Origin of the sequence: Saccharospirillum sp. (genome assembly GCF_040881935.1) — a bacterium.
Taxonomy (GTDB): domain Bacteria; phylum Pseudomonadota; class Gammaproteobacteria; order Pseudomonadales; family Natronospirillaceae; genus Saccharospirillum.
The window spans coordinates 93,084-112,199 of sequence record NZ_JBBECH010000017.1; the positions used below are offsets into that span (position 1 = coordinate 93,084).

General features: G+C 53.8%; 16 protein-coding genes. 8 read left to right on the plus strand and 8 right to left on the minus strand.

What is annotated here, in order from left to right; all coding sequences use genetic code 11:
* Positions 1-196: 196 nt before the first annotated feature.
* Positions 197-823: a GTP cyclohydrolase II gene (gene ribA / locus WEB54_RS01830; protein WP_368052945.1), complete on the plus strand. Its 627-nt coding sequence runs from the start codon at positions 197-199 to the stop codon at positions 821-823.
* A 370-nt stretch (positions 824-1,193) separates the two neighbouring features.
* Complete coding sequence (locus WEB54_RS01835; RefSeq protein WP_368052946.1) at positions 1,194-2,096, plus strand: alpha/beta fold hydrolase; 903 nt, start codon at positions 1,194-1,196, stop codon at positions 2,094-2,096.
* A gap of 50 nt (positions 2,097-2,146) precedes the next feature.
* Here WEB54_RS01835 and mnmE read toward each other — a convergent pair whose 3' ends face one another.
* The 4 genes from mnmE to rpmH all read right to left on the minus strand — a co-directional run bounded on the left by mnmE (position 2,147) and on the right by rpmH (position 6,002).
* Positions 2,147-3,508, minus strand: coding sequence for a tRNA uridine-5-carboxymethylaminomethyl(34) synthesis GTPase MnmE (mnmE, locus tag WEB54_RS01840; RefSeq protein WP_368052947.1), 1,362 nt, complete (start codon positions 3,506-3,508; stop codon positions 2,147-2,149).
* Positions 3,508-5,199 (minus strand): membrane protein insertase YidC, encoded by a 1,692-nt coding sequence (gene yidC / locus WEB54_RS01845; protein ID WP_368052948.1) that lies wholly within the window; start codon positions 5,197-5,199, stop codon positions 3,508-3,510. Before yidC ends, mnmE begins: the two co-directional genes overlap by 1 nt.
* 246 nt (positions 5,200-5,445) lie before the next feature.
* The gene (rnpA, locus tag WEB54_RS01850; RefSeq protein WP_368052992.1) at positions 5,446-5,844 is read right to left on the minus strand and encodes a ribonuclease P protein component; all 399 of its coding nucleotides are present in this window, start codon (positions 5,842-5,844) and stop codon (positions 5,446-5,448) included.
* 23 nt (positions 5,845-5,867) lie between these two features.
* Positions 5,868-6,002, minus strand: a complete 135-nt coding sequence (gene rpmH, locus WEB54_RS01855; RefSeq protein WP_028670321.1) for a 50S ribosomal protein L34 — start codon at positions 6,000-6,002, stop codon at positions 5,868-5,870.
* A gap of 659 nt (positions 6,003-6,661) precedes the next feature.
* Between rpmH and dnaA the strand changes: the two genes are divergently transcribed.
* The 4 genes from dnaA to gyrB are packed head-to-tail and all read left to right on the plus strand — an operon-like array spanning position 6,662 to position 12,804.
* Positions 6,662-8,143: a chromosomal replication initiator protein DnaA gene (gene dnaA, locus WEB54_RS01860; protein ID WP_368052949.1), complete on the plus strand. Its 1,482-nt coding sequence runs from the start codon at positions 6,662-6,664 to the stop codon at positions 8,141-8,143.
* Between the two features lie 24 nt (positions 8,144-8,167).
* Positions 8,168-9,274 (plus strand): DNA polymerase III subunit beta, encoded by a 1,107-nt coding sequence (gene dnaN, locus WEB54_RS01865; RefSeq protein ID WP_368052993.1) that lies wholly within the window; start codon positions 8,168-8,170, stop codon positions 9,272-9,274.
* Positions 9,275-9,299: 25 nt separating this feature from the next.
* Positions 9,300-10,400 carry a DNA replication/repair protein RecF gene (gene recF / locus WEB54_RS01870; protein WP_368052950.1) on the plus strand — a complete coding sequence of 367 codons (1,101 nt, stop codon included), beginning with the start codon at positions 9,300-9,302 and terminating at the stop codon, positions 10,398-10,400.
* The gene (gene gyrB / locus WEB54_RS01875; protein WP_368052951.1) at positions 10,393-12,804 is read left to right on the plus strand and encodes a DNA topoisomerase (ATP-hydrolyzing) subunit B; all 2,412 of its coding nucleotides are present in this window, start codon (positions 10,393-10,395) and stop codon (positions 12,802-12,804) included. The genes recF and gyrB overlap by 8 nt, the downstream gene beginning before the upstream one ends.
* Before the next feature lie 437 nt (positions 12,805-13,241).
* Here gyrB and WEB54_RS01880 read toward each other — a convergent pair whose 3' ends face one another.
* Complete coding sequence (locus WEB54_RS01880; RefSeq protein WP_368052952.1) at positions 13,242-13,592, minus strand: MGMT family protein; 351 nt, start codon at positions 13,590-13,592, stop codon at positions 13,242-13,244.
* A 188-nt stretch (positions 13,593-13,780) separates the two neighbouring features.
* Positions 13,781-14,278 carry a peroxiredoxin gene (locus WEB54_RS01885; RefSeq protein WP_368052953.1) on the minus strand — a complete coding sequence of 166 codons (498 nt, stop codon included), beginning with the start codon at positions 14,276-14,278 and terminating at the stop codon, positions 13,781-13,783.
* 207 nt (positions 14,279-14,485) lie between these two features.
* On the opposite strand from WEB54_RS01885, the gene WEB54_RS01890 reads away from it, so the two are divergent.
* Both WEB54_RS01890 and WEB54_RS01895 read left to right on the plus strand, forming a co-directional pair.
* On the plus strand, positions 14,486-15,016 hold the full coding sequence (locus WEB54_RS01890) for a GNAT family N-acetyltransferase (RefSeq protein WP_368052954.1): 531 nt from the start codon (positions 14,486-14,488) through the stop codon (positions 15,014-15,016).
* Between the two features lie 74 nt (positions 15,017-15,090).
* A complete protein-coding gene (locus WEB54_RS01895) occupies positions 15,091-17,490 on the plus strand; it encodes a 7TM diverse intracellular signaling domain-containing protein (protein WP_368052955.1) in 2,400 nt (799 codons plus the stop codon).
* A 12-nt stretch (positions 17,491-17,502) separates the two neighbouring features.
* On the opposite strand, the gene WEB54_RS01900 is transcribed toward WEB54_RS01895, so the two are convergent.
* The gene (locus WEB54_RS01900) at positions 17,503-18,318 is read right to left on the minus strand and encodes an endonuclease/exonuclease/phosphatase family protein (RefSeq protein ID WP_368052956.1); all 816 of its coding nucleotides are present in this window, start codon (positions 18,316-18,318) and stop codon (positions 17,503-17,505) included.
* A 126-nt stretch (positions 18,319-18,444) separates the two neighbouring features.
* Positions 18,445-19,074, minus strand: coding sequence for a thiol:disulfide interchange protein DsbA/DsbL (locus WEB54_RS01905; RefSeq protein ID WP_368052957.1), 630 nt, complete (start codon positions 19,072-19,074; stop codon positions 18,445-18,447).
* Positions 19,075-19,116 lie beyond the last annotated feature (42 nt).

Genomic DNA, 19,116 nt, shown 5'->3' on the forward strand with positions numbered 1-19,116 from the left:
CTCGGGCTAACCGCAAACCGGTTAACAAAAGAAAATGGTCAGCCCAAATCAGATCCGTTTGAAGCGCGATCAATTGAGCAAATGCGTTACACTGTATCCTACTCGGGTCCACCACAGCCGGATCACCTTTTAATCGGCTCCTTTTGACCCAATCTTTACCCACATTACAGCCTCTTACCGAGTATCAGAGACCACCATGAGCATCGAACAACGCGCCACTGTCACTATTCCGCTGGGTGAAGCCTCGGTGCCCACCCGCTTTGTCAGCTTCAATTCCCTCAGTGACAACAAAGAACATCTGGCCATTCTCTATGGTACCCCCGAACAGGATGATATTCCGCTGGTGCGCCTGCACAGCGAGTGTCTGACCGGTGATGTTTTTGGCTCGCAACGCTGCGATTGCGGTGAACAGTTGCACGAAGCTCAGCGGCTGCTGGCCGATCAGGGCGGCGTTTTACTGTACCTGAGGCAGGAAGGTCGGGGCATCGGCCTTTACAATAAACTGGATGCCTATGCGCTTCAGGATCAGGGCATTGATACCTACACCGCCAATGAAATGCTCGGCTTCGCCCACGACATGCGCGACTTCAAACCCGCCGCCGACATGCTGTTGGCGTTGGGCATCAAGCGCATCCGTTTGCTTTCGAACAACCCGCATAAAGCCAGCCAGCTGGAAGAGTTCGGCATCGAAGTGGTCGACCGCCAGGACACCGGTGTTTACGTCAACCGCCACAATGCAGCCTATCTTAAGGCCAAGGTCGACCAGCAGGCACACAGCATCTTGCTCGATCAGGCCAAAAAACCCGCCTCGACCGATCAGTAACGGGCTGTGTATAACCCCGGTATAAGATCTGAATGAGTTGGGATCTAACTGGGGATAATCATTAAGACATTTCCAAAAAGCGCCAAACTACGCGGCTCAACCGCCGTTTATCTGGGGATATTTCTGTGTGTTATGACTGTTGATAACGTCAGACGTTTTCGGAATAAACCCTGTTGACTGCCACTGCGTATCCTATCGCTCTCGTTAGGCTGGAAGGCTCCAACCGTATGTCCCGATCACAACGGTCAGTGGCAAAGCAAAACTTGCCCGAAAAAATCACATCAATGCCGGCTGAGTGCGGCGAATACTGGACGTTGCGCTGGCTGCATGACACTCTGAAGGCGTTAAATAACGCGTCAGGATTCAGGGCATGCAATATCTCGAAGAATGGTTAACAACACCCGATGGTCACACCATCCCGGTCAAAGTCTGGCGCCCGCGTGCACCCACAGCCACGCTGGTTATCGCGCACGGCATGGCGGAACATGCCAGCCGCTATGCCGCCCTGGCCGACTGGTTGAATGACCATGACATCGCCGTGGTGGCGGTTGAGCATCGCGGCCACAGTGACGATTGCCCCGAGGCTGATCTTGGCCACTATGCCGATCAGGATGGCTGGAACAAGGTGATTACCGACCTCGACCAGGTCGTCGATTACGCCCGCTCACTGGAACCAGACGCCCCCCTGACACTCTTTGGCCACAGCATGGGGTCGTTTATCGTCCAGGTTTATAGTCAGCGGTTTGGTGACAAACTGCAGGGGCTCATTCTTTGTGCCACCAACCGCATCAACCGGCCGCAATTGATCGTCTCCAAGCTACTGGTCAATGCGATCAAGGCCGTCAAAGGCCCACGCCACCTTAGCCCGCTGATCACCAACATGACCTTCGGTGCCTTCAACAAAACCTTTAAACCCAACCGTACAACGCATGACTGGCTAAGCCGGGACAACGCCCAGGTCGATGCCTATCTGGACGATGCTTACTGCGGCTTCGATTGCACCGTTCAGCTATGGAGCGACTTTATTGGCGGCTTGCTCAGCATCGATCCGCACCAGTGGCCTAAAAATCTGCCAGTGCATGTTCTTTCCGGCACCATGGATCCGGTGGGTGAGTTCGGCAAGGGCATTGGCAAGCACATCGAGGCGTTCAAAGCAGCCGGCGTCAATCTGGCCAGCACCCGAATGTTCGAAGGCGCTCGCCATGAGCTGGTGAATGAAACCAATGCGCTGGAGGTGTGGGAACATTTGGCAAGCTGTGTGGCCCAACCCTAACAGCTGGAACACGAGGGTGCAGAGTGCTTCAATCACGAAGCTTTGAACCCTTATTTGCCAATGCAGAAACTGGAAAAAATCCGTCCTAGCAAATCGTCAGAAGTGAATTCACCGGTAATTTCGCTCAGCGCGTTCTGCGCCAGGCGCAGATCTTCGGCCAACAGTTCACCCGCGGCTGCGCCGAGCAATTGGGCTTCACCGGACTGCAAAAAAGCCTGGGCCTGATGCAAGGCCTCCAGATGTCGGCGCCGGGCAATAAAACCGCCTTCGCGCGCACTTTCATAGCCCATCAGGTGTTTCAGGTGTGCCCGCAGGGCGTCGAGACCGATTTGGTCCCGTGCGGACAGGCGGATGACCGCTTGAGACTTTTCTGTGGATAAACCTGGGGATTCTTCAGTAAGATCGATCTTGTTGCGCACTACTGTGATCGCCGCGTTAGCGGGCAGGCGATGAACAAAATCGGGCCACAACAGGGCCGGGTCGGTTGCTTCGGTTTCGCTCGCATCGACCATGAGCAGTACCCGATCGGCCTGTTCGATCTCCTGCCAGGCGCGTTCAACACCAATGCGTTCGACCGCATCCGGGGTGTCCCGCAGACCGGCGGTATCAATGATGTGCAACGGCATGCCGTCAATGTGGATATGTTCGCGCAGCACATCCCGGGTGGTACCGGCGATGTCGGTGACGATGGCCCGGTCGTTACCGGCCAGGGCGTTCAGCAAACTGCTCTTGCCAGCGTTTGGACGACCGGCGATAACCACCGTCATGCCGTCGCGCATCAGGCTGCCCTGGTTCGCCGCTTCAGTAACCCGGTCGAGCTGACCAATAATGGCGGCCAAATCCGACTGCACCTTGCCATCGGACAGAAAGTCGATTTCTTCTTCCGGAAAGTCGATCGAGGCTTCCACATAGATGCGCAGCCGAATCAGTTGCTCGACCAGACTGTGGATTTCTTTGGAAAAGGCGCCTTGCAGGGAACGAACCGCCGAACGGGCGGCTTCGCTGGATGAAGCGTCAATGAGATCAGCAATGGCTTCGGCCTGGGCCAGGTCCAGCTTGTCGTTCAGAAAGGCGCGTTCGGAGAATTCGCCCGGTCGCGCCAGGCGTGCGCCGAGCGCCATCACCCGCTGCAGCAGCAGATCCAGAATAACCGGTCCGCCATGCCCTTGCAGTTCCAGAACGTCTTCACCGGTAAAAGAGTTAGGGTTGGCAAAAAACAGGGCGATGCCTTCATCCAACGGTTGCTGGTCGGCATCGAAAAAGGGGCCGTAATGGGCGTTACGCACCTGGGGACGGTGTCCCAGAATGGCGACTGCGATAGCGGCTGCGCCTGCCCCGGAAACCCGGATGATGCCAACGCCACCCCGTCCGGGTGGCGTTGCCAGTGCACAGATCGTATCGCGGTCGGACATCAGCTCGCCGATTTGGCCTTGTCGGCTTTCTCGAACTGACGGTTAACAATGTACTGCTGCACAATGGTGGTTACGTTGTTGACGAACCAGTACAGCGTCAGACCGGCCGGGAACCAGAGGAACATGAAGGTGAAGATCACCGGCATGAACTTCATCATCCGCGCTTGCATTGGGTCCATGCTCGGTTGCTGTTGCATCTGCATTTGCACGAACATCGAGGCGCCCATCAGCAGCGGCAGCACGAAGTAAGGGTCCTTGATCGACAAGTCTTCGATCCAGAAGATAAACGGCGACTGACGCAGCTCCACGGCTTCCATCAGTACCCAGTACAAGGCGATAAAGATTGGCATCTGCACCAGGATCGGCAAACAACCGCCCATGGGGTTCAGCTTCTCTTTCTTGTACATCTTCATCATTTCCTGACCCAAACGCTGCCGATCGTCGCCGAACTGCTCGCGCAGTTGCGTCATCTTCGGCGCAAATTTGCGCATCTTGGCCATGGAACGGTAGCTTGAAGCGGTCAGCGGGTAGAGGACCATCTTGACCGTCAGGGTCATCAGTACAATTGCCCAGCCCCAGTTGCCAACCAGGCCGTGCATGAATTGCAACAATTTGAACAACGGCTGGGCTGCCCACCACAACCAGCCGTAATCGACCGTCAGTTCCAGGTGCTCGGTGATGGTTGCCAGGTTGTCCTGGTCTTTCGGGCCGACGTAGAGCTGGGTAGAGGTGGTTGCCGTGTCGCCCGCTGCAACCGTTAACGCCGGTGACTGAAAACCAGCGTAATAGAGGCCATTGGCGAGCTGGCGCGCATAGTAGCTGTGCGACTGATCGGCAGCGGGTACCCAGGCCGACAGGAAGTAATGCTGCAGAATGGCTATCCAGCCACCGGTCTGGGTAATGCGGAAGGTTTCATCTTCCATATCGCCAAAGGATATCTTGCGATAGCGATCATCCGGTGTGGTGATCGCCGCACCTAGATAGGATGCCATGCCAATCTGACCACCGGCACTGGGGTCGTCGGAGCGGTCACGCTTGAGCTGTGCAAAAAGATTGGTGGTGATGGCCTGTCCGGATTCGTTCTGAATCTCGTAACGAATGTCGATCAGGTAGCGGCCACGTGTCAGCGTGAACACCTTGTTAACGGTAACGCCGTCGTCGGTGGTGTGCGTCAGGGTGACTTCAATCTGCTCGCTGCCGTCTTCCAACTGGTACTCGTTTTGTTCCGCCTGGTAGCGGGCACGTTGCTCACTGTCGATGCCATCGGGCCCTACCAGACCACTCATGGCCGTGTAAGTGCGCTGACGATTTTCGAGAATGCTAAAAGGGACGTTCGGAGTATCGGCGCGGGCCGGGAACTCGGGCAGCGCCGCATTAATGACATCGCCACCGATCAGGTCAATCGTCAGATCAAGCACGTCTGATTGAAGTCTGACCACGTCACCACTGGTCGCGGGAGCCGCCGCAGTGGTTCCCGGGCCACCCGCTGCTTCGGGCACTTCACTGTCCGGCGCGACACGGGCGGTTTCATCCGGAACCTCGGACTGAGGGACTTCCAGAGGTGCCATTTCTGACGAACTGGCGGTTTGCTCTTGCTGCGGCGCACCGGAATAGTCAGATGACCACTGCAGGACCAAGATGTAAGAGACCACGGCCAAACCCGCGATCAGGACAATACGGCGCACATCCATAATCAATTTCCAGTCAGATCATTAACCCCGAACCGAATCCTGACTGTCAAAAACACGCAATATCCAACGCATCAGGGGCTGGATCAGGATGGGAGCAGTCTGTGGTTGCCCGGTTCAGGCTGAGGAAGCGTACATGACAGACGTTATCCGCCCGCTTCCTGTGTAAAAAGCGCCGAAATGGTACCTGCACAGGGTGCGTATTGCCAGCCAAATACCCCTGGCTGTACAAAAACCCTGAAGATGGTTTCAGGCGGAGTCCGTCATCGCCTTGTGCCAGCGACGTGTCAGGCGTCTGAGCTGCTTTTCAATCAGCTCATGCAACTGCTCATGCGGCAGCGTTCCCAGCTCTTTTCGACCCATCAGAATGATGTCGAGGGGTGGCCAGTCGGCATAATTCAGGCGAAAAACTTCCCGGGCACAGCGCTTGATTCGATTGCGGGCGACTGCGGTACGGATGTTTTTTTTGGCGAGAATAAACCCAAGTCGGGCAGTGCCTGTTTGAGCGGGGCGAGACAGCAGCAGTAATTCAGGGCAGGCCGATTTGACAGCCACCTGGTCGAACACGGCACGGAAATCCCCGGGTGTCAGTAAGCGATGACTGCGGGGATGTCCGTAGCCCGATACGGGTGTAGAACCGGGTACCAGGGCGCTTTCCGTAGAAATACCGGTTAGACCGTCAGGGCAGCACGACCACGAGCGCGGCGACGAGCCAGAACTTTACGCCCGTTTGCTGTTGCCATACGGGCACGAAAACCGTGGGTACGCTTGCGCTTCAGGACGCTGGGTTGAAAAGTACGTTTCATGGTTGTTCTCACACCGTGTCGGGGGAAGCAAAGCTTCCGTTGGGCATCGGGTCCGCCAGTTACTCACATTTGGAGCTTGCGAACCCATAAATTTGGATGGCGGATTCTAATCACTTTGGTTGAGTAATTCAATGACGATTTTTTAATCAGCCAATTATCACGGTCGCTGGTTTTCAGAGGTCGAATGATTCTCGTATCACTTGGTTTTGAACACTTGAGTACTTAAAGAATTAATTTAGGTTTATAGGGTCTTAGGATAGTTCTTTTTTGTTATTAGTTAAGCACGATGTTTTCTGTTTAAAAGTAAAAAAAAATCATATAAAACAATAGGTTACAGGCATAGTAACCTCGGGTTTCCCTGGGTACGGACTGGGCATGACCGGCCCAAAAGCTGTGTGTAACCTGGCTACTTATACACAATCTTTTATGCACAAAACCGTCCAGAGGGTTACACACAGCCTTGTGCGCCCGGTTATTCACAGCTTTGCAGGGACCCGGGCGATATAGTGGAAACAGCCTGTAGTGACCGCCTTTGGCGGGATTTCAGGATTCCCGGGTCTGTCGGTGCGGGGACTTGTTTCAGGCTCGACTGCGACTGGCGTGTGCCGTGTGGGCAAGTTAGAATGCGGCTTCTATTTTGGTATTCATCCGGAGTGTTTGTGCCCGATTCAGCCTGGCAACAGTGTCTTGATCTGCTGCGCGGGGAGGTTCCCTCGCATCAGTTCAATACCTGGATTCGCCCACTGAGCCATCGTCTGGAGGGTGAGGCTCTGGTGTTGCTGGCACCCAACCGGTTTGTGGGTAACTGGGTGCGGGACAAGTATTTGCACCGAATCCAGGAACTGATGAACCAGTTCGGGGCCGCAGATGCACAGGTGCTGGTTGAAGTCAGTGCCCGCTCTGGGCGACCAGCACGCCCCGCTCGCCGACAACCGGAAACTCAAACCCTGGCAGCGGCTGGTTACGCAGGGAGTCAGGCGCAGGCAGCGGTCGAACCGGAAGTCAGTCAACACGAGAGCCGGCATCCCAGTCCTGAGCCCGCACCCGTGGTGGCCGAACGGATTAACAGTGATCCGATGCCGGTTCAGACCACAGGTTCGCAACGTGGTAAGGGTAAGTTTCAGAATTATTTGAACCCGGGCTTCAGTTTCGCTTCTTTTGTGGAAGGCAAGTCAAATCAGCTGGCGCTGGCGGCGAGTCAGCAGGTTGCGGACAACGCTGGCGGTGCTTACAACCCACTCTTTATATACGGTGGCGTTGGTCTCGGTAAAACTCACCTGATGCAGGCCATTGGTAACCATATCGTTGAACAGAACCCTGGTGCCAAGGTGGTCTATCTGCATTCGGAGCGTTTTGTGGCCGATATGGTCAAGGCGTTGCAATTAAATGCCATGGCTGAGTTCAAGCGCTTCTATCGCAGCCTCGATGCGCTGCTGATTGACGACATTCAATTTTTCGCCAAGAAAGACCGCTCGCAGGAAGAATTCTTTCATACCTTTAATGCGTTGCTTGAAGGTAACCAGCAGGTGATTCTGACCTGCGATCGCTACCCCAAGGAAATTGAGGGGCTTGAGGATCGTCTGAAGAGCCGGTTTGGCTGGGGTTTGACGGTCGCGGTGGAACCACCGGATCTGGAAACCCGGGTCGCGATTCTAATGAAGAAGGCGGAAAAGCAACGCGTGAAGCTGCCAGCCGATGCAGCCTTTTTTATTGCTCAGCGAATTCGCTCGAATGTCCGTGAACTTGAGGGTGCACTGAAGCGTGTCGTGGCCAATTCCCAATTCACTGGCGCGGCGATCAATACCGCCTTTGTCAAAGAGTCTTTAAAAGACCTCTTGGCGCTGCAGGACAAACAAGTCAGTATTGATAACATTCAGCGCACCGTGGCTGAGTATTACAAGATCAAGATATCGGATTTGCACAGCAAACGACGCAGTCGCAGCATTGCACGTCCGCGTCAGGTGGCGATGGCACTGGCCAAAGAATTGACCCAGCACAGTTTGCCGGAAATTGGCGAAGCCTTTGGCGGACGCGACCATACAACGGTGTTGCACGCCTGCCGCAAGGTCAAGGAATTGCGCGAAACCACCCTGGACATCAACGAAGATTACAACAACCTGTTACGAACGCTGACCACCTGATTAATGGATGGAAACGGACTCATGATTCAATTCTCACTGCCACGAGACACCCTGTTAAAACCACTGCAACTGGTGGGGGGTGTCGTTGAAAAACGTCAGACATTACCGGTGTTGTCTAACGTTCTGCTGGAAATCGAAGGTAACCAGTTGTCGCTTACCGGTACTGATCTTGAAGTTGAAATTCAGGGTCGGGTAGAGCTGACGGAACCGTCCACTGAGGGCGCGGTAACGGTACCGGCGCGCAAATTGCTCGACATAGTCAAGTCGTTACCGGATGACAGTCTGATCAGCCTGATCCAGAACGATGACCGGGTCGTGGTCACCAGCGGGCGCAGTCGTTTTACGCTCTCTACCTTGCCCGCATCGGATTTCCCGAATGTCGAGGAAGATGAAAATACCCTTAACTTCAACATGCCGCAAAAAACGCTGAAAAAGCTGGTCGATGCAACCTCCTTTGCGATGGCTCAGCAAGATGTGCGCTATTATTTGAACGGAATGTTGCTGGAATTGTCGCAGAATAGGGTACGTACCGTCGCGACTGACGGCCATCGTCTGGCAATGAGCAGCCAGGGCGTCGATGCCTTGGGTGTCGAGGAACGTCGTCAGGTAATCGTACCGCGCAAGGGCATTCTGGAATTGAACCGCCTCATGGGCGATTCTGATGATTCGGTCGAAATTTCCCTGGGCACCAACCATCTTCGTGCCAAAACCGCCGCCTTTACCTTCAGTTCCAAGCTGGTGGATGGCAAGTTTCCAGATTATGAACGGGTTGTGCCCCGTGGTGGCGACAAGGAAATCGTCGGTGATCGTCAGTCATTGCGTTCCATTTTCAGCCGTGCTGCTATTTTGTCTAACGAAAAGTACCGTGGCGTTCGGCTGATGCTCAGCGAAAACAACCTGCAGGTCAGGGCTAATAACCCCGAGCAGGAAGAGGCCGAGGTCAACCAGGAAATCGATTATCAGGGTCCGGAACTGGAAGTCGGGTTCAATGTGTCCTATCTGCTGGATGTGATGAACGTCACCCAGGGAGAGCAGGTTAAACTGGTGCTGTCGGATGCGAACAGCAGCGCCTTGCTGAGTGATTTTGACGATGATTCTTCGGTTTATGTCGTGATGCCGATGCGTCTGTAATCGGGCATAGGCTCTAAAGCCCGGAATGTCCATTCATCGTTTGACCATTCAGGGTGTCCGTAACCTGGCGGACACCCGTTTCGACCCCGGCCCCGGCATCAATATATTGTCCGGTGATAACGGCGCTGGCAAGTCGTCGGTGCTGGAAGCCATTCATCTATTGGCGCTGGCCCGTTCCTTTAAGGTCTCCCGCACCCGCACTCTGATTCGTCAGGGCGTTGACGACGCCACCGTCTTTGCTGAGTTTAACAACAAGACTCGTATTGGCGTTCAGCGTTCACGCAATGGTCACCACAGTATCCGCATTAATGGCGAGGCGGTCAGTGCAGTCTCTGAACTGGCGCAACGACTCCCCTTGCAGCTGATCCACAGCGATAGCTTCCTATTATTGGAAGGCTCTCCAGGACACCGCCGGCAGTTTCTCGACTGGGGGGTTTTCCATCAGGAAGACAGCTTCCACACCCAGTGGCAGAACGCGCAAAAAAGCCTGAAAAACCGCAACTCTCTGCTCCGATCTGGTAGAATAGAGCGTTCGCAGCTGGCGGTCTGGCAGCGTGAATTTATTACCGCTGCGGAGCAGTTGGATGATTTGCGAAAGCAGTACCTGGAGGGGTTTGTGCCCCGGTTTCATCAGGTGCTGGCAGCCCTGGTCGATTTACCCGAGGTGCGGATTCACTACTACCGCGGCTGGGATAAAGCCCGGCCATTGGCTGAGGTGCTTGAACAGCAACTGGAGCGGGATCTTAAGCTGGGGTACACCCAGAGCGGCCCGCAACGATCAGACATGCGCATTAAAGTAGGCGCCCAGGCGGCGAGTGATGTGTTGTCACGGGGCCAGCAAAAGCTGGTGGTGTGCGCGCTCAAGGTTGCTCAGAGCCTGCACTTGCAAGACGTTCATCACCGGCCAACGACTTTTCTGGTGGATGACCTCCCAGCAGAGTTGGATCGGCACCATATTCAGAAGTTAGGCGCCCTAATGGAAGGACTGACCGGTCAGGTTTTTATGACCAGTGTCGACCCGTCACTCCTCAAGGATTTTTGGCAAGCGCCGGATCAGGTTCGAATGTTCCATGTGGAACAGGGCCAGGTACGTCCGGCGAACGATTTGGAGCTACCAGATGAGTAACAGTTACGATTCCTCCAGTATTAAAGTACTCAAGGGACTGGATGCTGTGCGCAAGCGTCCCGGCATGTACATTGGGGATACGGACGATGGCACCGGTTTGCACCACATGGTGTTTGAAGTGGTGGATAACTCCATCGATGAAGCCCTGGCCGGACACTGCAAAGACATCAAGGTAGTGATACACCCGGATGAATCGGTCACCGTCAGCGACGACGGCCGTGGCATTCCGACCGACATGCACGAAGAAGGGCAGTCGGCCGCTGAAGTGATTATGACCGTGCTCCACGCCGGTGGTAAGTTCGACGATAACAGCTACAAAGTATCGGGCGGTTTGCACGGCGTTGGTATTTCGGTGGTAAACGCCCTGTCTTCTGAAGTGATACTCACTATTCGCCGCGACGGCAAGATTCACGAACAACGCTATGTACATGGTGTGCCGCAAGAGCCGCTTAAGATCGTCGGTGAGGCCGATTACACCGGTACGACCATTCACTTCAAACCCTCGGGTGAGACCTTCACGTCGATCGAGTATTCGTTCGATATTCTGGCCAAGCGCTTGCGTGAGTTGAGCTTCCTGAATTCTGGTGTAGCCATCCACCTGAAAGATGAGCGCAGCGGTAAGGAAGAGTACTTCAAGTATGAAGGCGGTCTGAAGGCGTTTGTCGATTATCTGAACAAGAACAAACAAACCCTGAATCAGGTATTCCACTTTTCCTTTCAGCGTGAAGAAGATGGTATCGGCGTGGAAGTGGCGATGCAGTGGAACGATACCTATCAGGAAAATATCCTCTGTTACACCAACAACATCCCGCAGCGCGATGGTGGTAGCCACCTGGCTGGTTTCCGCGCTGCACTGACGCGTACGTTGAATACCTATATTCAGAATGAAAACCTGCAGAAGAAACACAAGGTTCAAACCACGGGTGACGATGCCCGTGAAGGACTGACTGCCATTATTTCGGTTAAGGTGCCCGATCCCAAGTTCAGCTCCCAGACCAAAGACAAGCTGGTATCCAGTGAGGTCAAGCCGGCCGTTGAGCAGGAAATGGGCAAGCAACTTGGTGATTTTCTGCTGGAAAACCCGGGTGAAGCCAAGATTCTGGTTGGCAAGATGATCGATGCAGCCCGGGCCCGTGAAGCGGCGCGCAAAGCACGTGATATGACCCGTCGTAAAGGCGCGCTGGACATCGCCGGCCTGCCTGGCAAGCTGGCCGATTGCCAGGAGAAAGACCCGGCGCTGTCTGAACTCTACCTGGTGGAGGGTGACTCTGCCGGTGGTTCTGCCAAACAAGGGCGCGACCGCCGTACCCAGGCCATTCTGCCGCTGAAAGGTAAAATCCTGAATGTAGAGAAAGCCCGCTTTGACAAGATGCTGCAATCTGCTGAAGTCGGTACGCTGATTACGGCGTTGGGCTGCGGTATTGGCCGTGAAGAGTTCAATCTGGCCAAGTTGCGCTATCACCAAATCATCATCATGACGGATGCCGACGTCGATGGGTCGCACATTCGCACCCTGTTGCTGACTTTCTTTTTCCGGCAAATGCCGGAGCTGATTGAAAACGGCCATATCTACATTGCGCAGCCGCCGTTGTTCAAGCTGAAAAAAGGTAAGCAAGAGCAATACATTAAAGATGAAAAGACACTGGAACAGTATCTGATTTCCCAGGCGCTCGATGGCACTGAATTGTTCGTGAATGAGACCGCACCTCCGATTCGGGATACCCAGCTGGAAAACCTGGTTAATCAGTATAAAGACGTGATGAGCCGGATTGAACGCATGAGCCGGGTGTATCCGAAGGCGGTGCTGCAAGAGCTGATCTATATGCCGGATCTGACGCCGGAGATGCTGTCCAGCCAGGATGAAGTCGCAGATTGGGTCGATCACCTCAGCGACCGGCTGCTCGATACCAATGCGGGCAGTACGACCTATCAAATGTCCATTACCGAAGACAAAGAGCGTCATATCTTTGTGCCCAAGGTGCAGGCGATCGCCCATGGTTTGGGTACGGACTACCAGTTCTCTCATACTTTCTTCGAAAGTAAGGAATATCAGGCTATCGTCGCCTTGCGTAACGTGCTCGACGGGCTGATTGAAGACGGCGCCTACCTGAAGCGGGGCGACAAGTCCCAGCCGATTGCTGAGTTTGAAGAAGTGATCGAGTGGATGATGGGTGAGGCCAAGCGCGGCTATAACATTCAGCGTTATAAGGGCCTGGGTGAAATGAACCCGGACCAGCTGTGGGAAACCACCATGGATCCGGAGCAACGCCGCATGCTACAGGTCACCATTGAAGACGCCATCGGTGCCGATCAGATCTTCAGCACCCTGATGGGTGATGATGTAGAGCCACGTCGTGCCTTTATTGAGACAAATGCCTTGCTAGTGAGCAACCTGGACTATTAACACAAGTTTCGGAGTTCAGTTTTGCCTTGGTGCCAGGAATCTGTGTCAGGCACCGGGTTTACCTATCTGGGGTCGGCGTGGACCCATCCATGGGGCCTAGACCACAGCATCCATGCTGTGGACTCCCCCAGATAGGTAAACCCTGCACCTGACACTCAACTGGTTGCGAACTCCGAAACTTGAGTTTAAGCGGTCGCATGTTTTGGTTTCTTCCGGTTCGTGCAGAAGACTGGGCAGGGCAGAGCTATCTACTTTGTATTCGAAGGTTTTAAAAAAGGGGTCTAAATGGCTCCTTTTTTGTGGGAAGTAGAAAATCAGTTCAATCTTGTTGAGGGAGGAGGAAGTCAGCTAAGTTTAAGTTGTTACTTTGAACCATATAGCCCTAACTGTTCAGCAGTTTGTTTTCGACTGCTGAACAGTTCCACGTGGAACATGGTTCAAACGCTATTCTCGCCCACTATGGTGTGAGTACCCAAACAGTCTGGCCAGTATCGGTCCATTGGAAAACGCCCCCGCTTGTCTGCAAGAAGCCCCTCAGCCTTCAATAATTCATATTGAACGATGGAACCCGGATGTTCGGTAATTTTACGTTGGCTGTTGATGATTCTAAACCAGGGTAGACCCGACTCACGCGGCAGTGTTCTCAGCCAAGCCTGTATTTGCCGAACGTGAACACCGCACAAGCTGGCCAGACGCCCGTAGCTGGTGAAATAGCCCGGGGGAATGGAGGCCAAAGTCTGGTAAAACGCTGCTTTGGGTGTTGTGTGGACGTCATCATTCGCTGACATGAATGTCTCCTGGAGCAGAGTAGGCCAATCAGTTTAGACGCTGTGTAGGGTCAGGTGAATGCCTGATGGGAGAAGGAGAAGATAGGGGGGTGAAGAGTGTTAAACAAGACTGTGGATTGTTATGGGTGTGTTCCACGTGGAACACACTCGGAGCGGTTTCCTTTGTCAGCCTAACTCCGAAACTTGAGTTAGGAGCCTAAACCTGAATCAAGGGCTTCAATAACCTTTTCCGAGGAACTGACTTCAAACTGGCCTGGCTCGTCAACCGCTATCCATTCTACAACACCATCGTTGGCGATCAGCGCGAAGCGACGTGAACGCACACCCATGCCCCGGCTGGTCGCGTCTACTTCGAGCCCCAGAGCCTCGACAAAATCGGCATTGCCGTCGGCGATCATATCCAGGGCCTCAGCGTTTTGCTGCTTGCCCCAGGCGGCCATGACGAAGGCGTCGTTGACACTGAGGCAAACGATGCGATCCACACCCTTAGCCTTGAGGGTATCGGCATTGATGACAAAACCCGGTAAGTGAGACTGGCTGCAGGTTGGGGTAAAGGCGCCCGGTACGGCAAAGAGGACAACCCTTTGATTCGCAAACAAATCATCAGACGACACACTGACGGGGCCACCTTCGCCCATTCGGTGCAGCAGCACATTGGGCAGGGTTTCTCCAGCTTGAATGGTCATAGTTGCAGGGTTCTCCATAGGTTTCATTTGCAGTGTGATTGATTGCTTATCGACGGCACCGGCGACGGGTATGCTTTGCACAATGTCTTGGTATCCGTATGGGGCCATAGTATACGAAAGTCAGACGCCGATGGACTTAAGGGGCGTTTACTGAGACATTTTAACAGAGCCCCAGACTTCCGGACACAAGATAGGAGTGAACCACCAATGGCGCCTGAAGACACCGCCGATAAAGAGAGTAATCCATACACGCTTGAGCTGATTCAACCCGCTGACAATGCTGCCATGGCAATTGTCATCCGCCAGGGCTTGAAGGAATTTGGCGCTAACCGGCCCGGTTTTGCCTGGCAGGATCCGGAGCTGGACGAGCTGAGTCGTGCTTACAGCAGTGATACCACGGCGTATTGGGTTGTCAGAGGCCGGGATGGGGTTGTGGGTGGCTGTGGCATAGGTCGGTTGCAGGGACTGGCTGATTGCTGTGAGTTGCAGAAGATGTATGTCCTGGCTGAGCATCGCGGTGCCCGCCTTGGCGCCCGGTTGATGAAAGCGGCATTGGACTTTGCCAGCCAGCATTACCACTGGTGTTATCTTGAAACGATGGGCGGTATGAATCGGGCGGCTGCGTTATATCGCCGTTCCGGCTTTATCCGGCTGCCGCAGCCTATTGGACAAACCGGTCACAATGCGTGCGATCACTGGTATATTAAAGAACTCAACAGCAATGACATAAAATGCTGATCGCGGGCTGAGTTATCCGGGTCATAACCCTCCCCAGTTGTAAGCGCCTGCCCGCCCATGCCCGGAGCTACTATATGGATATAATGTTAAATACACGCCGGAGTGCGATGGTGAGTTTGAGCTACCCGCAACGGTTTCCCGGGCGGGGGCACCGGTCAGGAGTCTGGCGTCGGTTGCTGGTGTTATGGCTGGCAACACTGACGGTGTTGGTTACCCATGCAGAGCCAACGGTACCTCTGATCGAGCTGACTCAGTCGGATGTGGAAAACCTGGGCCCCCAGGTATTGCTTCTGGCTGATGATAGTGGCCGCTTGTCGCCATTTGATATTCTGCAACCTGAATACGCCAGTCAATGGAAGGGACAGAACGAGCAAAGCATTAACCGTGGCTACGACGATACGCCGTTCTGGGTGCAGTTCAGACTGAATGCGGCTCAGTCAATTCACAAGGAGTGGCACCTGGTGCTATCTAATCCGTTACTGGATTATGTGGATGTGTATCAGGTGTTTGGTAACAGTGGGCCGAGGTTGATTTATCGGTCCGGGTTGCATCGTCCGAACCAGAGTCGCATTGAAGACCATCGCTTCTTCATTATTCCTGTCGAGGTCTATGGGCCTACAACCTATCTGATGCGCCTAGAGACCTCACCGTCGGCGCTGGTGCCCCTTCACGCCTATCCCAGCGATGAGTTTTGGTCGCCGTTGCTCAAAGCCGACATTGGTAACTGGCTGTTTTACGGTGTGTTACTGGCGATGGTTTTGTACAACACCTTTTTATACACCACGGTTCGTGATGTCAGCTATCTGTTCTACGGATTGTTTATATCCGGTTTCGGAGTGTTGCAACTGTCACTGGACGGATATCTGGCCCAGTATCTCTGGCCTCCAGGTCTGATATATCACTATCAATACAATATCTGGATTACGCTGGCTACGGTAACCTCTGCCTGTTTTTTTATTATTCACTTCCTGAACCTAAGGCAAACATCTCGTGCTCACCTGTGGGCGCTCTATGGCATGGTCGCACTGCAAGTTATAGCGGGTATTTTACTGGTTACGATTGAACTCGACTGGTTTGTCCGATTTTATACACCCACTATATTATTGTTTATGGCCCTGGCGATTTCAGCTGGCATTCACGCCTGGCGTGCAGGCTTTATGGCCGCAAAATTCTTTGTGCTGGCCTGGGTGCTGTTCGCACTGGGCAATGCCGTTTTTCTGCTGGGGGTGGAACCACCGCTATCCCCTAATCTCGCTTCCAAGCTGGGCGCCTTTGCTGAGGCCATGTTGTTGAGCTTTGCACTGGCTTATCGAATTCGTCTGTTACGGGAGGAGCAGGAACGTCAGCGCATGAGGGTTGAGGCACAGAGCCAGTTTCTGGCGCAAATCAGCCATGAAATCCGAACCCCATTGAACGGTGTTCTGGGAATGACCGAGGTTTTGTCCCGCACACACTTGGATAACGAACAGCGCAGCTACGTTGATACTATTCAGGGATCAGGCAGTTCCTTGCTGGCACTGATCAACGACATTTTGGACTATTCGAAAATTGAAGCGGGTAAGATGTCCTTTCGGCGAGAGCCGGTGGATGTTCACCAGTTGGTTGAGCAGCAGGTCAAACTGTTCCTGTCTCAGGCAGAGCATAAATCACTGTCCTTGACGGGCGACATTGACCCCACTGTACCGGCCTGGGTAATGCTGGATGCCCAGCATGTGCGTCAGGTAATGTCGAACCTGGTTAGTAATGCCATTAAATACACGGACGAGGGAAAGGTCACGCTGACGCTCTGTATCGACCCAAAAGCGCCACGGCTGCTTGAATTCAGGATTGAAGACAGTGGCATCGGCATTTCCGAAATTGATCAGAAAAATATGTTTAACCTCTATTCCGATGTCGATCCCGGGCGGCAGCGTAAGGCTGGCGGCACTGGTCTTGGCCTGGCGATCAGTCGGGAGTTGGTGGTGTTGATGGGCGGTAGTCTGATCGTATCCAGTGTGCCAGGTCAGGGCTCATGCTTTACTGTCAAACTACCTTTTTTACATGCCAGACGGCGGTCGGAGGAAGCTCGACTGGCGGATCCGAAATCACAAAACGGTTTCAGGGTGTTGGTTGCAGAAGACAATATGGTTAACCAGCGAGTTATTCAGGGTTTACTGGAAAAGCTTGGCCACCAGGTCGTGTTGACCAGTCACGGCGGGGAAGCCGTCGAGGTGCGACAGTCTGAAACCTTTGATTGTGATGTGCTGTTGATGGATTGCGAAATGCCACATCTGGATGGCTACCAGGCAACCGAGGCGATACGCGCTTATGAAAGGAGTCACAATCTACCGAGGCTGCCTATTGTAGCGCTGACGGCTCATGCCCTGGAGGACGTGCGCCGACACTGCCTCGATGCCGGCATGGATGACTTTCTGACCAAACCCATCAATACCCGCTACCTGGAACGGGTATTGGCTCTGACGACGCGCCGATGAGGCGTGTGGCTTTTATCGGGCCAGTTCCGGTAACTCTATTTCAAGTGCCACCGGCAAGTGATCAGACAGCGGAAAGTCCAGGACGCCCATGCGCACAATTCGCAGATGACGACTGACCAGAATGTGATCGAGACAGCGATGCGGCTGCCAACTTGGAAAGGTCGCCCGGGCGTGGGCGGACTTAAGGCCGCATTCACGCAACGGTGAGTCATTTAATAACCTCAGGCTGTGCGTGTTCATATCACCCATGACGATGACGTGTTGGTATTGCTGGATCAGATTCCGAATAAAGCGCAGCTGCTGATCCTGTGCTTTCTTACTGAGAGCAAGGTGCAGCATGACGATCACCACCGGATGCTCATCACCCAGCTGAACCACAATGGCCCCCCGGCCGGGTAAGCCGGGCAATGCATGAGTATCGATGCGGTGCGGTTCGAAGCGAGAAATAAGGCCGTTGCTGTGCTGGGCAAAGCGCCCGAGATTGCGATTTAATTGTTGGTGCCAATAAGGCTGCCCGGACTTTTTTGCCAGGTATTCAACCTGATTGACAAACCCGGTGCGAAAACTGCCACCGTCGACCTCCTGCAATGACACCACATCGAAATGTTGGATCAGATCACTGATCCGATCAAGATTATGTTGACGCGATCGGCTGGGCCACAGATGTTGCCAGGACTTCAGGAAATAGTCGGGGTAATGCCGGGTATTAATGCCAACCTGAATATTGAAACTCAGCAGCGTCAGATGGTCTGGATCGGCCTTGCGGTAGAACTCACGGGGATCACTGAGGTGAACCGGGAGTTCATAATCAAGGTGACTCGATCTCATTGACGGGCTCCTGTAGATGGTGACCCGACGGCAAATAACAAGAAGAACAGAAGGGCCGGTTGGTTACACACAGTGTAGCTCAACCGGTACTGGGATATGTATCAGGCAACCGTTTTAGACGAACTATTACAGCTGTGGGTCATTGCGTATCAGCCATTCAGCAACGGTGAACATCCGTTCATTACCGCCAGACATCTGGCCGGAAATCAGGTATTTGCCGTTAACAACCAGGCTGGGTGTCCCCTGAATCTGGCTCATCTGAGTGATTTTCTGAGCCAGGGAAATGCGGGTGTTGACCGCGAAAGAATTGGCCATGTCCATATAGTCATTTTCGCTGATGCCGAAACGCTCGAAAATCTCGGCAAAATCTTCGTCAGACGAGAGCCGGTTCCGGTTTGCGTGAATTTCGTTATAAATGGACGGATGGCTCTGGTCGATTACGTTCAAAAACTGACCGGTGTAATAAGCCTTGGCTTCTGGAATCTGCCGGGGATTAAAGATAACCGGTACCGGTGTAAAGCGAATGTCGTCAGGTTTGCCTTGTTTCCAGGAGGTAACAAAGGGTTCCAGGTTAAAGCAGTGAATGCAGCTGTAACTGAAAATCTCCATAATTTCACCGGCTTCTTCGCCACGATAACTGGTGGGCAATTTTTCCGGTAATACCTGGTAGTGAGTTCCTGCCCGGAATTCTTCTGCTGCAGCGGAACCGGCGAGCACGATCAGTGCCAGCGCAGACAACATCACACGTTTAAACATAGGTTGGATCTCCACAATCGGATCAGAGTAGGCAAGGCAGTC